This is a genomic window from Pseudobacter ginsenosidimutans (assembly GCF_007970185.1).
Taxonomy (GTDB): Bacteria; Bacteroidota; Bacteroidia; order Chitinophagales; family Chitinophagaceae; genus Pseudobacter; species Pseudobacter ginsenosidimutans.
Window position 1 is genome coordinate 4475519 of record NZ_CP042431.1, and the last position, 14161, is coordinate 4489679.

General features: G+C 49.0%; 9 protein-coding genes. 3 read left to right on the plus strand and 6 right to left on the minus strand.

The annotated features are described in order from the left end of the window. Positions 1-17 precede the first annotated feature (17 nt). Both FSB84_RS17685 and FSB84_RS17690 read left to right on the plus strand, forming a co-directional pair. On the plus strand, positions 18-1160 hold the full coding sequence (locus FSB84_RS17685; RefSeq protein ID WP_225979812.1) for a glycoside hydrolase family 88/105 protein: 1143 nt from the start codon (positions 18-20) through the stop codon (positions 1158-1160). Positions 1161-1310: 150 nt separating this feature from the next. Further along, positions 1311-2324 (plus strand): LacI family DNA-binding transcriptional regulator, encoded by a 1014-nt coding sequence (locus FSB84_RS17690; protein ID WP_130539246.1) that lies wholly within the window; start codon positions 1311-1313, stop codon positions 2322-2324. Here the strand turns inward: FSB84_RS17690 and FSB84_RS17695 are convergent, their stop codons facing one another. Together FSB84_RS17695 and FSB84_RS17700 are read right to left on the minus strand one after the other, a co-directional pair. Further along, the gene (locus FSB84_RS17695; protein ID WP_130539247.1) at positions 2325-3581 is read right to left on the minus strand and encodes a glycoside hydrolase family 88/105 protein; all 1257 of its coding nucleotides are present in this window, start codon (positions 3579-3581) and stop codon (positions 2325-2327) included. An 18-nt stretch (positions 3582-3599) separates the two neighbouring features. Further along, positions 3600-5144 carry a hypothetical protein gene (locus tag FSB84_RS17700; protein ID WP_207234181.1) on the minus strand — a complete coding sequence of 515 codons (1545 nt, stop codon included), beginning with the start codon at positions 5142-5144 and terminating at the stop codon, positions 3600-3602. Between the two features lie 177 nt (positions 5145-5321). Here FSB84_RS17700 and FSB84_RS17705 point away from each other — a divergent pair, with 177 nt between their 5' ends. Beyond that, a complete protein-coding gene (locus tag FSB84_RS17705; protein ID WP_130539248.1) occupies positions 5322-7376 on the plus strand; it encodes a glucosidase family protein in 2055 nt (684 codons plus the stop codon). A gap of 227 nt (positions 7377-7603) precedes the next feature. Here the strand turns inward: FSB84_RS17705 and FSB84_RS17710 are convergent, their stop codons facing one another. The 4 genes from FSB84_RS17710 to FSB84_RS17725 all read right to left on the minus strand — a co-directional run bounded on the left by FSB84_RS17710 (position 7604) and on the right by FSB84_RS17725 (position 14156). Further along, complete coding sequence (locus FSB84_RS17710) at positions 7604-8644, minus strand: alkene reductase (RefSeq protein WP_130539249.1); 1041 nt, start codon at positions 8642-8644, stop codon at positions 7604-7606. 90 nt (positions 8645-8734) lie between these two features. Further along, entirely contained in the window at positions 8735-11140 is a 2406-nt protein-coding gene (locus tag FSB84_RS17715; protein ID WP_225979813.1) for a glycoside hydrolase family 3 N-terminal domain-containing protein, read from the minus strand. A gap of 20 nt (positions 11141-11160) precedes the next feature. Then, positions 11161-11976 carry an SMP-30/gluconolactonase/LRE family protein gene (locus tag FSB84_RS17720; RefSeq protein WP_130539250.1) on the minus strand — a complete coding sequence of 272 codons (816 nt, stop codon included), beginning with the start codon at positions 11974-11976 and terminating at the stop codon, positions 11161-11163. Between the two features lie 29 nt (positions 11977-12005). Beyond that, entirely contained in the window at positions 12006-14156 is a 2151-nt protein-coding gene (locus FSB84_RS17725; RefSeq protein ID WP_192909876.1) for an alpha-galactosidase, read from the minus strand. Positions 14157-14161 lie beyond the last annotated feature (5 nt).

A 14161-nucleotide genomic window follows, 5' to 3' on the forward strand; every position in this document is an offset into this window, starting at 1 on the left:
GAATAAACACCATGACTATGCGAAAAAGTATTTTTAAATACATGCTGATCATTTGCGTGGGCGCATGCGCTGCTTTCAATGCAAGCGCACAGGGCAAAGAAGAAACGGATCTGAAGAACTGGCCGAAAGGGAGCTCTCCGAAAGAGATCGGAAAGAAAGTGGCGGAACTATTTGTTGTTACGCCTCATCCGAATTTCGGTCGAACTACTCCTCCGGCCAGGATCACCTACCCTGAGATCTGCGCCTGGTATGGTTCGCTCACCTTCGCAAAAGCAAGCAAGGATAAAGAGCTCACCAAAAAGCTCGCAGTCCGTTTCGAGCCATTGTTCGGAAAGGAAGATACACTGGTGCCTTTGCCGGACCATGTGGACCATACCGTGTTTGGTGCTGTGCCATTTGAACTGTACATGCAAACCAAAGAGCCGCGCTATCTCGCCATGGGTAAGCATTTTGCTGACAAGCAATGGGGACCGCCCGAAGGATTCAGGGTAAAACCGGAGAGCCATGTTTATCATGCAAAAGGCCTCACCTGGCAAACGCGTATGTGGATAGACGATATGTTCATGATCACCGCTGTTCAAAGTCAGGCCTATCGGGCTACAGGCAATAAAGTATATATCGAAAGAGCTGCAAGGGAAATGGTAGTGTACCTGGATTCTTTGCAAAAGCCAAATGGCCTCTTCTATCATGCTCCCGATGTTCCTTTCTACTGGAGCCGTGGCAACGGCTGGATGGCTGTAGGCATGGCGGAGTTGTTGCGCTCATTGCCGAAAGACAATCCCAATCGTGAGCGCATCATGCAGGGGTACAAGACCATGATGGCTTCCCTGCTCAAATACCAGGCGCCCAATGGGACCTGGAGGCAATTGATAGACGGCGAGGACTCCTGGAATGAAACTTCCGGAACAGGTATGTTCGCTTTTGCCATGATCACCGGTGTGAAAGAAGGCTGGCTCTCAGACCCCGCTTACAAGGCTGCGGCCCGCAAAGCCTGGCTGGGGCTCGTCAGTTATCTCAATGAAAAAGGAGAGATCACCGAAGTATGCGAAGGCACCAATAAGAAGAACGACCGTCAATACTATCTGGACCGTAAAAGGATCACAGGCGATATGCACGGACAGGCGCCGGTTCTCTGGTGCGCTACGGCATTGCTCAGATAGAATTTATTGAGAATCATAACATGCAGCTTGTCAGAAACTTATAGTTTCCGACAGGCTGCTTTTTTGCTGACCCACCGGAAATTCTCCGGAAACGTTTCCGGAATCGGTACATTATTTATATTTGGCTGGCCCATCTTATAAAACTGTACTATGGCAACCGTAGATCTGAAAAGGCTGGCTAAGGAACTGAACCTGGCGGTATCCACCGTCAGCCGTGCATTGCGTGATAGTTATGAGATCAGTGCAGAAACCAAACAAAGGGTTTTTGAACTGGCGCGTAAGCTCAATTACGTGCCCAACCCCTATGCCAGCAGTCTGCGGAAACACAAGAGCAAGACCATCGCGGTGGTGATCCCCGAGATCGCCAATAATTTCTTCGCCCTTGCCATCAATGGCATCGAAAGCATCGCACAGGAAAAAGGCTATCATGTACTGATCTATCTTACCCACGAGCAATACGCAAGGGAACTGAGCATCTCACGTCACCTGCAAAGCGGCAGGGTGGATGGATTGCTGGTGAGCCTGTCCGGAGAGACTAACAACTATGATCACCTGCAGGAACTGAAACAGACCGGCGTTCCCATCGTGTTCTTCGACAGGATCTGCGAAAGCCTCAACAGTGCCAGGGTGATCACCAATGATTTCGAGAGTGGCATGAAAGCCGCTGACCACCTCATCGAGCGGGGATGCAGGCGCATCGCTTATCTTTCCATTTCCCATAATCTCAGTATCGCCAATAAAAGAATGGACGGTTATATCAGGGCGCATGAAAAACACGGGCTTCCTTTCGATCCAAAACTGGTACTGCAATGCAGCGCCAATGATAATGATGGAAATTACAAAGCCATTCTCAACCTGCTGAAAAAGAAGAACAGGCCCGATGGTATTTTCGCTTCAGTTGAAAAGCTCGCTATCCTGAGCTATCAGGCCTGCGATGAACTGAAACTGAGGATACCGGAAGATGTGAAAGTATTGGGCTTCTCCAACCTGGAAACAGCGGCCTGGCTGAATCCTTCACTCACTACCATTACACAGCCTGCTTTCGAGATAGGAAAAGAAGCGGCTGCTTTATTGTTCAAGACAATAGAAAAAAAGAGCATGAATTTCTCGGAAGAAAAACTCGTGCTCAATTCCACTTTAATTGTGCGTAATTCAACAAAATAGTTAGCGGCGTTTGCCAATGTCTACCAGCTTATCTTTAGCGCGGACCATTTCAGCTCCTGCCATGAGAAAGGCGCCGAGGCCATGTGTATCGTTGGTCTCTTTTGGTCTTGTGTAGTAATACCTGATGTCTTCTTCCACTGAAGTGCCGATGCAGATATCTTCCACCTCGCCGTCTGCCGTTACTTTTTTAGCGAGCGCTTCCCATCCGTTCTGTGCAATGGAGATGAATCTTTTGTTGATCCATCCTTCATTCACGGCTTTCGCTGCCGCATACACGAACATGGCGGTAACGGATGCTTCTGCGTAGGAATCTGGTTTGTCGATCAGTTGATGCCACATGCCATTGAGATCCTGGTAGCGGCTGTAGCCAAGGATCTGTCTTTGCAGGAGGCGGATCAGTTCTGCTCTTTCGGGGTGATTGGCGGGCAGGTTGTTCAGCAGTTCCACCTGCGCCAGCGCAACCCATCCGTTGCAGCGTCCCCAGTGTGCCACACCATTCATGTTCTCATCGTTGTAGAAAGTATGGAAGTAAAGGCCTGTGGTGGAATCATAGATATACTTGTTGTAGAGTTTTACCTGCTGGATGGCGAAATCAAAATACTTCTTATCGCCTGTGAGCTTGCCCATGCGCGCGAGATAGGGAACGCTCATATAGAGATCGTCTGCCCAGAGTGTCATCTTGCGGGGACCGTTGCGGGCCAGTGTGCCGTCTGGGAATTTCGATTGTACATCGATGATATGATGGCCAACACGGTTGAGGTAGGTGAGGAAATCAGGACGTTTATCGAAAGCATATACATCGATGAGGCCGGCAGCCATGGAGCCGCAATCATCCAGCGAGCCCATCCGGAACACGGGACGGTACTCAACACTGGTGGTGCCGGCATCATATTGCTTTTTGAAATAGTCCAGGTTATCGAATATGAAGTTGAAATTCCTGCGGGGATAATCGCTGTATGTTTTATCGTTAAGAACTTCTGACATGCGCACCATGCCCACGGCCAGCACGCCATTCACGTATTGCCACTTGTTGAATTTGCTCTCAGCCTTCACGTTGATGCTGGTGTCTTTCCCTTTGGTGCTGGTGAAGGTTTCACCGGTTTTGCCATTGACAAACTTAAAGCTGGTGCTGCGGATGATATTGTCTGCCACCTTTCGCAAAATGCTTTCAGTTTCAGCATTGGATGGTTTGGGTTGGGCCATAACAGCGCCGCTAAGGCAGCAGAGTGCGAGGCAGAACAATGCAATTCGTTTCATGTAAGATGCTTGATTGTATTATTTCTTTTTTTGTCTGGCTTCCAGTTGCGCTTTGTAAAGAGAAGGCGGTTGCAGTCCATCCTTGTTCAAGCCTTCCCATTCGCCATCCATCCTGTCTTTGAAGCGGCCCGCTCTTTTTTCTCCATTGAGACCGATGCAATAGTTCTTGCCTGAGGCCCAGGGATTCTGCACGGCGGCACCGCGTACTTTACAGTTCCAGAGCACCTGTGTTACACCTGCCCAGCCATGACCACTCCCGTAATTGCCGCGGTCCTGCACATTGATCTCTCCGTCCGTGGTGATATTATCGTACAGCGTTCCAACGGCCCAGCGATGGTGTGGTCCGATGTCTGCGTGCGTAATAGTGGAACTGCAATTGTAGAATACATTCGGGCCAAGTGTTTTGGCGCCGGTCACATAATCGTGACGGCCATCGGCAGTAACGCAGTTGAGGAACAGGTTCTGTTGTCCATCGTTGTTGAAGCTATATCGTCTTCCTCCTGTTACTTTCGATTTATGATCGAAACAGCGGCTGTTGGTAACCGTGATATTCTTTGCAGCTGGACTGAGGTTCACACAGGCGTAAGAGAAATAGCGGGCAGTTACTTTCGATACCCATCCGTTCTCTATCTTATCCATATGTATCGCATCCCAGGAATGATCTTCAGCAGTGTCGCTGCTGGCGGGGGATTCGCAGTAAAGATTCTCGATGCCGATATGTTGTATCCTGCCATTGAATGTGTATTTGAAGAGCGCGCCGCCGCCGTAATCCGCATCGATGGGCATCATTACCGGATTGTCCAGTTCTACGGTGTTTCCATTCACACTGAGGATGGTCCTTTCGAAACTCAGGTTGTATTCCTCGCTTCTCCATTGTTTGGTACCGTTGCGGGCCACGATCTGGTCCATTTTCAGGTCGCTGATCCAATGGTCATTGGCTGCGGAGAAAAGGATCACATGATCTCCTGCCTTGAAGGCTGATGCATCTGTTACATTGAAGCTGGTAGCGCCGGTGGGCACATATTTATCAGCAATGTTTACGCGTGTGCCCTGAACTTCGGTGATCTTTCCATTGCCCTGTACATCTATCAGTGGTTTTTGATTGGCTGCAGTAGCGATAAGTCGCGTACCATTTTCTGTATTGCCTTCACCCCGCAATACAATGCCGCTGGCTTTGATTAAGATAGAGCCGGGGATCCTGTACTCTCCGCGTTTCAGGAGGATGGCGCCGCGGAATCCATTGACATCAGGTTTTTGGGCAGACAGTTTATCGATGGCTGCCTGAATTTGTTCCATCGCATTTGCTGATGGCGATACAGTGGCTACTGCCGGTATTTCCGGAATAGGCTTATCGCCATGATAATAGCCTACGGCGCTGAAATCAGGAATGAAATTGCCCTGTTTATCCGCTTTGTATTGAAGGGATCCGTCTTTTTGTTGTTTAACGAATTTCGATTCCCAGGCAGGCATGCGGGATGCTGCAATGGAAAATGCGATAGCGGATACGGAAGCTGCTATGGCAACTGTAACAACAATGCGCTTTTTGTACGGTGATGAGGTCATGCAATCGGGTTTACTTTCTTGTATAATATTCCAACAAAAAATGAACAAATGAACACCGATGCCAGAATTGTTGAATAATTGGCCAATTACGGACCGAAGGAAGGGCTGAGAAACGAATGCAATCCGATAATTTAGCAAAACCTATTCAATCAGATTTAGCACTGCAACGAAAAATATATGACAAAAAAACAAACGATACAATTGCTTGTAGTTAGCCTGTTATCTCCTTTTGCCCTGCTGGCGCAACCGGCTCCTGTGACTGAACAGCAGGACAGGTGGGAGATCCGCTCCGATGGCAGCATTACCTGGCAGGTGAACGGACGTTTGCCGCACAACGATCATGTGGAAATGAGCGGAGAAAAAGTATCGCTCTGGTTAAGATATGGCGTGGATGCAGAAGGCCGTCCTTCACTGGATCGCACCATGGTATTCCCAACTTTCCGGATGTTGCCGGTAAGGACCATTGCCAGCATGACCTACAATGTAACCGACAATGATCTTCCCCGTGTATTGATCAATGATAAACTGCTGCGCCCCGGTGTGTACAATGCTTCCGTGATGGAAGCGCTTCCGGAACAAGTGACTTCCGTACGGATGCTGAAAGGTATTTTATCAATCGAAAGCAGGGTGGGGAAAGATAAGAACCTGCTGCTTCGCCGTACCATTTTCCCTTCCGCGAAAAAAGCGATGGTAGTAGAAAACTGGAGTTTCATCAATCTCGGCAACCAGCCTGTGAAAATTGAGATGGAATATTTGCGCAGGGAAGTGAAGCCTGCCAAAGAGCGCAGCACGCCGGCACAACATAGCTTTTTGGTGACCACGCAGAATGCCGGACAGATCACGCTGCAGCCAAACCAGGAAGATATTTTCAGCCTGATGTACCAGGCCATAACGCCAGGGAAATCGGAAGAGAAATATGTTCTGGAAGAATACAGTCAGCGTGCGAAAAGAGTGGATGAGATCCAATCCAAACTGCAACTGGAAACACCCGATAATCTTCTGAACACCGCTTTCAATTTTGCCAAGCTCCGCGCAACGGAAAGTATCTATCTCACCAAAGGCGGCTATATGCACGGTCCTGGCGGACTTCGCTACTATGCTGCTATCTGGGCCAATGATCAGGCAGAGTATGTGAATCCATTTTTCGCTTTTCTGGGAGATGATATCGGTAACAAATCCGCCATGAATTCCTATCACTGGTTTGCGAAATACATGAACCCGGAATACAAACCCATTCCCAGTTCCATCATTGCGGAAGGGGATGCTTTCTGGCATGGGGCAAAAGACAGGGGGGATATGGCGATGATAGCATATGGGGCTGGCCGTTATGCACTTGCCAATGGCAATGTTGATTCTGCCAAAGCACTCTGGCCGCTGATCGGGTGGTGCCTTGAATATCTCAACAGGAAGATCAATGCCAATGGAGTAGTGGCCAGTAATTCCGATGAACTGGAAAACCGGTTTCCTGCCGGCGATGCCAACCTGCATACCAGCATTCTCTATTATGACGCATTACGTTCTGCCGGGATGCTCTGTAAAGAACTCAAACTTCCCGCTTCGCAGATAAAAATGTATGCCGCGCGTGAAAAAGCGATCCGTGCCAATATCGAAAAACATTTCGGCGCCACCGTGGAAGGGTTCAAAACCTATCGCTACTATGCCGGCAACGATACACTCCGTGCCTGGATCTGCGGACCACTCACCGTGGATATATTCGACAGGAAGGAAGGCACTATCGCTGCACTGTTCTCTCCACGTCTCTGGACGGAAGATGGACTGGCTTCACTGGCAGGCAATAAAACATTCTGGGACCGATCCACGCTCTATGCGCTCCGTGGTGTATTTGCCGCCGGCGAAACACAGAAGGCGCTGGATTTTCTTCAATATTATTCCCGCAGGAGATTGCTCGGCGAGCATGTGCCTTATCCCGTGGAAGCCTTTCCGGAGGGGAATCAGCGGCATTTGTCTGCTGAAAGCGGATTGTATTGCCGCATATTCACCGAAGGGATCTTTGGTATGCGCCCTGTTGGATTCAATAGTTTCGATTGCAGCCCCAAGCTGCCTGCCGCCTGGCAGGAGATGGCATTGAAGAATATCCATTCTTTCGGTCATGAATTTGATCTGAAAGTAAAGAGGGGGGAAGCTGGTAAACTGGATGTGATCGTTACTGAAAATGGAAAAGAGAAAAAGTATACAGTTAAAGAAGGAGGCACTGTTAAGGTGAGTCTCTGATCATTCTGATAAAACAACACTACAGCGGGGCGTCTCATTTGAGGCGCCTCTTTTGCTTTGGAAGACCTGTACAACGCCCAGGGTTTTAATCTGTGGCCCCTTCCGGCAGCATTTATGCGCATAAAGAGGATAAAACATATTTCCACGAAGGATGACCGTATCCCGAAAGTTGAATAATTATGGGCGCATTTCAGGGAAATGCGAGCCCCTGAAAAAAATAATAGAAGCTAGTTTTCCAATTCTCCAATAAAAGGATAATCAGTATACCCCTCTGCACCGCCGCCATACATCGTTTTGAAATTCGGTGCGTTCAATGAAGTGTTTTGATTGAATCGTTCCACCAGGTCAGGATTGGCCAGGAATGATTTTCCGAATGCCACCAGGTCCGCAGCTTTCGATTGCAGCAATGTTTCTGCTGACTCAGCGGTTTGTCCATTCGCGAGGATGAGGATACCACTGAATGCTTCGCGGATAGCAGTCAGTGTTGCAGGAGGAATAATTGCGTTAAGGGAAATATGAAGATAGATCAGCCCGAGTTTGTCCAGTTCTTTGGCGAGATGCACATAGGTGTTGTGCACTTCCTCCTTGTCATAAACAGGCATGTCGTTGATGGTGGCGAAAGGTGAGAGGCGGATACCGGTCCTTTCTTTCCCGATGGCATCGATAGTAGCTGCTGCTGTTTCCAAAACAAACCTGGAACGGTTGACAAAATTACCGCCATAGGCATCTTTGCGGGTATTGATCAGTGGGTTCAGGAATTGTTCTAACAGGTATCCATGAGCGCCATGCAATTCCACTCCATTGAAACCAGCTTCCATAGCGTTCTCTGAAGCCTTTGCAAATTCATCTATCAATTGTTTTATTCCTGTTGTTGAAAGTGGGGTGATGGTATTTCCCTGGTGAATACCGGTTACATGTATCCGCTTTGCACCTGCCGGCAGATTGCGGATCGTATTGATCTGGCCGGTATGCATAAGCTGAACGAAAATGGAGCCGCCTTTTTCATGAACAGCCCTGGTAACCTGCTTCCAGCCTTCCACCTGTTCCGGGCTGTAGATGCCGGGTGTTTTGTAATATCCCAGTCCTTCAGCAGATGGAGCAGTCCCTTCCGTGATGATCAGCCCTGCTGTTGCCCGCTGCGCGTAATATTCGGCCATCAATGCATTGGGCAGATAGTCTTTGGCCCTGGAACGCGTCATGGGGGACATTACCATATGATTGCGGAGATGCAGGCCATTTTTCTGAAAGGGCGACAACAGCATTTTCATCTTTCGGATTTTAATGGAAAAGTAGAAAAATAAACAGCCGGACAAGCGATTTGTTTGCTCATCCGGCTGAATACTTTTCGGAGGGTCCTGCTATCTCACCGTGAAGGTTTTCCTGAGCCTTATATCCGTAGAGGAACTGCCGATCTGAATTTCGAATTCTCCCGGCTCTACAGTCCAGTTCATGTCTTTATCCAACAGGGCCAGGTCATCCGGACGGAGATAGAAGCTGACCGTTTTCGATTCTCCTGGTTGCAGGCTGATACGTTCAAATCCACGGAGCAGGGTCTCATATTGTGTTACGCTGCTGATCTTGTCTTTCAGGTAGAGTTGCACCACTTCATCGCCTTTTCGTTTTCCACTATTGGTGATGGTGACTTGAACGGTGATATTTGATTGCGCGCGCAGACTATCCGGGCTTATGCTGAGATCACTGTAGGCGAATTGTGTATAGCTCAGTCCATGCCCGAACGGATAGAGCGGACCATTCACGGCCGTTTTTCCATAACCGTTAGGTCCGTCGCCGGGTTGACCTGCATGCGAGCCGGGCTTATAGGGAAAGTTCAGCTCCAGTTGTCCGGTCGTTTTGGGGAAGGTCACAGCCAGTTTACCGCCTGGATTGTAATCACCGAAAATGCTCTCTGCGATTGCTTTGCCTCCCGTGGCGCCGGGGAACCAGGCTTCGATAATGGCCGGCGTATATTTCTGTGCCCAGTTGATACTGAGTGGACGCCCATTGATCAATACGAGGATCACCGGTTTTCCCGTGGCTTGCATGGCTTGCAGCAATTGCAACTGCCGGGCCGGAAGATCAAGCCCCGTGCGGGTTTTGCTTTCGCCCACCATTTTCTCATCTTCTCCCAATGCAATCACGATGGCATCAGATCTTTTTGCGAGCGAAACAGCTTCATCGATAGAAGCCTGTTCTGATCTAGTAATGGGGGTTGGCAGTATCTCACTCTCCGGCCAGTTGGGATCGGTGATGTTGCAGCCTTTTGCGTATTGTACCTTGAAACGGTTGTCTGCATATTGCTGCAGGCCTTCCAGTACAGAGATCACATGCACATTGGATGGGCCATAGCGGCTGATACTGTGATTGGTTTCAGCGGCAAGCGGCCCGGTAACGAGAATATTCTTTATTCTGGATGCATCCAGGGGCAATGTATTGTTGTCGTTTTTCAGCAAGACCAGAACTTCCCTTGAAAGCTGTTCCTGCATGGCGCGGGCTTCGGTATCGAAGACGATGGTGTCTGCAGCGGCGGGATTGCTTACAAAAGGATGATCGAATAATCCCAGTTTGAATTTCACACGCAATACGCTGGCTACGCGCTGATCGATGGTTTGCATGGAGAGCCTGCCTTCGCGGATCAGTTCGCGGAGCGGAAGTACATAATCTTCAGGTTTGGTGAAATCGGTACGCACATCCAATCCGGCTTCCACTACCTGGCGGATAGCTTCCTTGTAATCACCGGCCACCATATGTTTTTTGTAGAGGAATTCAACGGCGCGGCTATCTGAAACAACATAACCATTGAAGCCATATTGTTGTCTGAGGAGATCCGTGAGAAAATAGCGGCTGCCGGAAACCGGCACACCATCATAATCGTTGTAGCTGCTCATCACGCCCAGTACATGGGCTTCCTGCACCACGCGGCGGAAAGGGTAGAGGTGTAGCTGGTGCAGCTCACGGGGAGCAATATGCGGATCTGTTCTGGCATCGCCATCGCGGCCGCCCTTGGGCATGCTGTAAGCGGCAAAATGCTTGATGGTGCTGGCTACTCCCTGATGTTGGATACCAAGCGCCATCTGTTTACCGAGCTCGGCAATATGGAAGGGATCTTCCCCATAGCATTCCACCACGCGTCCCCAACGCGGATCCCTGGCCAGGTCCAGGATAGGGGCATACACGTTGGTATAGCCTGTGGCGGCAGCTTCGCGGCCCACCACTTTACCGGCGCGATAGACCAGCTCTTTGTTCCAGGTGCTGCCAATGGCAATGGGCGCAGGCAGCAATGTGGCATGATCGTGATTGAGGCCATGAATACCTTCATTGGTAAAATCAACGGGAATGCCTAAGCGCGTTTCTTCCACAAACCAGCGTTGCACGGTATTGATGGCATTGGCATGTTTGCTTTGCGGAAAGGAATATTGTGTAACGGCTTTCTTGTTATAAGGGAGGCTGTTCAGGTGCTCATCGATATTGGCGATGCCATCTTTCCAGAGGCTCTGCTTCCATTGCGGCGTGGGCAGTTCATCTTTCAATACCCTGCCAAAGCCATAGAGGGTTACCATCTGGCAGGTCTTTTCATCGGTATTCATCTGTCCGATGAGGTCGGTAATCCTGCTTTCGATGGGTTGTTTGGGATCTTCATAAATATCTTTCTTTCCATTCTTATTGAAATCGATCCAGTCCTCATTATAAATGGATGCTTGCTGTGCCTGCAAAAAAAATGGTACTGCAACAAAAGGCAGTACCATCAATAGAATATTTTTCTTCACTATTATTTATTGTTGATGATTTATTTCAGTTGATAAGCGGCAACGGTCTTTCCGTTGAATGTTGGTACGTAAACGATCTTCTTCACGGGGTCATAACCGATATCTGCAGTATTTTTCTTTTGCTGGTGCGTTTCCAGCATGGTGTCTACTTTCCCATCTTTGTGTACATAGAAAATATAACCTGCCCATGCGGTAACAATAAAGTCGCCGTTGCCAACGAGCTCCACGCCATCTCCGCCCTGGGGCAATATGGCAATCTCAGTGATGTTCTTATTGGCATCTGCTTTCCTGAAATTCTTTCCTGCTGCGATGTAGAGGTCGGTTCCCACGGCTCTCAGTCCGTTCACGCCTTTCTGATCGGCAAGGTATTCGGTGGCGATATCGTTTTCCAGTTTCCATATCAGTCCTGTGCGGGAATCGGAAACGTATACGATGCCTTTGTCATCGATGGTAACATCATTGAGTGCTTTGGCGCTGTCCAGACTGATCTTCTTTTCTATTTTTCCATTTTTTACATCGATGATAACGATCTCGGTAACGTCTGCAACATAGAGGCGGTTGCCGTGCAGGCCCAGTCCTTTCGGTGCATTCAGACCTGTGATCCAGTTGCCGTCCCATTGTTTTCCGTCGGGGCTCATCTTTCCTACTCCGCCCTTTCCATCCACTGCCCAGCCTGGTCCGTCTATCAGGGATACATACATGATCCTTTCTTTGGGTACATGCAATACGGATTCAGGAATAGCGATAACAGTATCGGTTTCCCAGAGCTTTTCCAGTTGTTGCGCCGAAGCGGCAAAAGAAACAAGGATGAAGGCGATGAGGAAGAACTTTCTCATATTGAAGGTTTTTAAATTGTTACAGGCAATCATTCCGCAATGATCTCGAAAACATTGCTGGTTAAGGCCAATCCCCTGGGTGCAATATTCAGGCCAATGCTCATCAGGTATTCGCCGCTGTATTGTTTTTCATTTTCAGGGTTGTTGGATTTTGTACCTGGATACAGGTTGATCTCCCTGATACGGTAATTCCTTTGAGGGTCCAGTCCCTGCAAACGCACACGGGTAAAGATATTTTTTCTGCGCGGTGTTGTGAAATACTGGAAGAGGATGGCTTTGTTTTGTTGTTCGTTCACATACATCAGCACTGCGCGGTCCTCTTCGTAAGGCGATATCAGCCTGTATTGATCACCCTGTTGTATAACCGAACTGATCTGCTTGTAGGTTTTGATGGCGTTGTTGGTGAATTCGATATCCTGCTGTGTGAAATTATTGGTGCGGATATCATAACCGAGCCTGCCCATCATGGCCACATCTGTTCTGAATTTCAGACTTTGATTCTTGCCCATGCTGGTCACATGCGCTGAAATGGTATTGGCGGGGAAGAAGTAGGAATAGCCCCATTGAATGAAGATCCTTTCCAGGGCATCGGTATTATCGCTGGGCCAGAATTCTGTGAAGTATTTCATGGCGCCATAATCCGTACGGCCACCTCCACCTGCGCAGAGCATGATGGGCAGTGTGGGATATTTGGCGCGGATGCGTTCCAGTACCTTGTATAACGATCTTGTATACTCGATATACAGGTGAGATTGTTTTTCTTTAAGGTAAGGGGACCATGCATTGGTGATGCTACGGTTACAATCCCACTTGATGTAGGCGAGCCTTGGATTTTGTGTAAGCAGGTCATCCACTATTTTGAAAACGAAATCCTGTACTTTGGGATTAGTAAGGTCCAGCACCAGTTGATTTCTGCCGTAATGTTCCTCCCGGTTCGGCAGCTTCAGGATCCAGTCGGGATGTGCTTTGTAGAGATCGCTCTTTGGGTTCACCATTTCCGGCTCCAGCCAGATACCGAAATGAAGGCCGCGTTTTTCTGCTTCATCCACCAGGTAACCGATACCGTGAGGGAGTTTTGTTTTGGTGGGCTGCCAGTCGCCCAGGCCGGTCTTGTCGTCATTTCTCTCGAAATTATTTCCAAACCAGCCATCATCCAACAAGAAAAGGTCCACACCGATCTTCTTTCCTTCATCAAACAGTTCCACCAGCCTCTTCTCATCAAAAGTAGTATGGGTGGCTTCCCAGTTATTGAGCAGCACCATCCTTTCCCCTTTTCCATTTAACACTGCATAATTACGTGCCCAGCGATGAAGATTGCGGCTGGCCCGGCCTTTGCCCTGGTTGCTCCAGGTGACAATCATTTCTGGTGTGGTGAAGGTTTCGTTGGGAGCGAGATAATATTCCGATGCGTAGGAGTTGATACCGGAGCGGACTCGCAGTGCATTCCGCTGGTCCACTTCAAAACTAAACTGGAAATTGCCGGTCCAGTTCAATGTTCCGGCAATCAGTTCTCCAGTGTTTTCGTCAGAAGGTTTATCGAGCGACAGGAAAAAGAATTGGGTCTGGTAGAAATTGGTCCTGGTGCCGAGCTTACTCTCCAGTGACTTGATGCCATGTGTCAGTTTCTCTTCCACCATATTCACTTCGCGGGCCCAGTCGCCATGAAACTGTGTAAGCCAGTATTGATCAGCATCGAAGTGCAGCATGCCCGATGCATACTGCGTGAGCATCACCGGTTTTTTCTCCTGGTGTCTGATGATGGCCTGACAGCTGAACACATCCTCATCTTTCCAGGCAGTGTAATGCAGCGTTACTTCCACGGGGTATACCGGATCCTTCATCAGGATATCGGTAGTGCTGATATTTCCCTTTGTATTACTGGTATGGCTAACATACCGGAGCTCCAATGATGGATTGCCATCGTTATGCACCATGCGGATAGCAGGTTCGAACTGGTTCTCCATACCGGCAGTGAGATAGGCCTCTCTGCCTCCTGTGAGCTTGCCGATACTGGCCTGATCTGTTTTTTTACCGAAGTACGACTGCAGCACACGCTGATTGCCGGCTACAGAAAGGACCAGGCTGGCGTTCTTTGTTTCGATAACGATGGGGGATATGCGCTGTGCCTGGAGCTGGATGCAGGTAAGGGCAGCCAGCAAAAAAGCCGGGAATCTGATCATAAGGG

Coding starts and splice junctions, on each gene's coding strand:
- FSB84_RS17685 (WP_225979812.1), top strand. CDS start 18: ATGCGAAAAAGTATTTTTAAATACATGCTGATCATTTGCGTGGGCGCA.
- FSB84_RS17690 (WP_130539246.1), top strand. CDS start 1,311: ATGGCAACCGTAGATCTGAAAAGGCTGGCTAAGGAACTGAACCTGGCG.
- FSB84_RS17695 (WP_130539247.1), bottom strand. CDS start 3,581: ATGAAACGAATTGCATTGTTCTGCCTCGCACTCTGCTGCCTTAGCGGC.
- FSB84_RS17700 (WP_207234181.1), bottom strand. CDS start 5,144: ATGACCTCATCACCGTACAAAAAGCGCATTGTTGTTACAGTTGCCATA.
- FSB84_RS17705 (WP_130539248.1), top strand. CDS start 5,322: ATGACAAAAAAACAAACGATACAATTGCTTGTAGTTAGCCTGTTATCT.
- FSB84_RS17710 (WP_130539249.1), bottom strand. CDS start 8,644: ATGAAAATGCTGTTGTCGCCCTTTCAGAAAAATGGCCTGCATCTCCGC.
- FSB84_RS17720 (WP_130539250.1), bottom strand. CDS start 11,976: ATGAGAAAGTTCTTCCTCATCGCCTTCATCCTTGTTTCTTTTGCCGCT.
- FSB84_RS17725 (WP_192909876.1), bottom strand. CDS start 14,156: ATGATCAGATTCCCGGCTTTTTTGCTGGCTGCCCTTACCTGCATCCAG.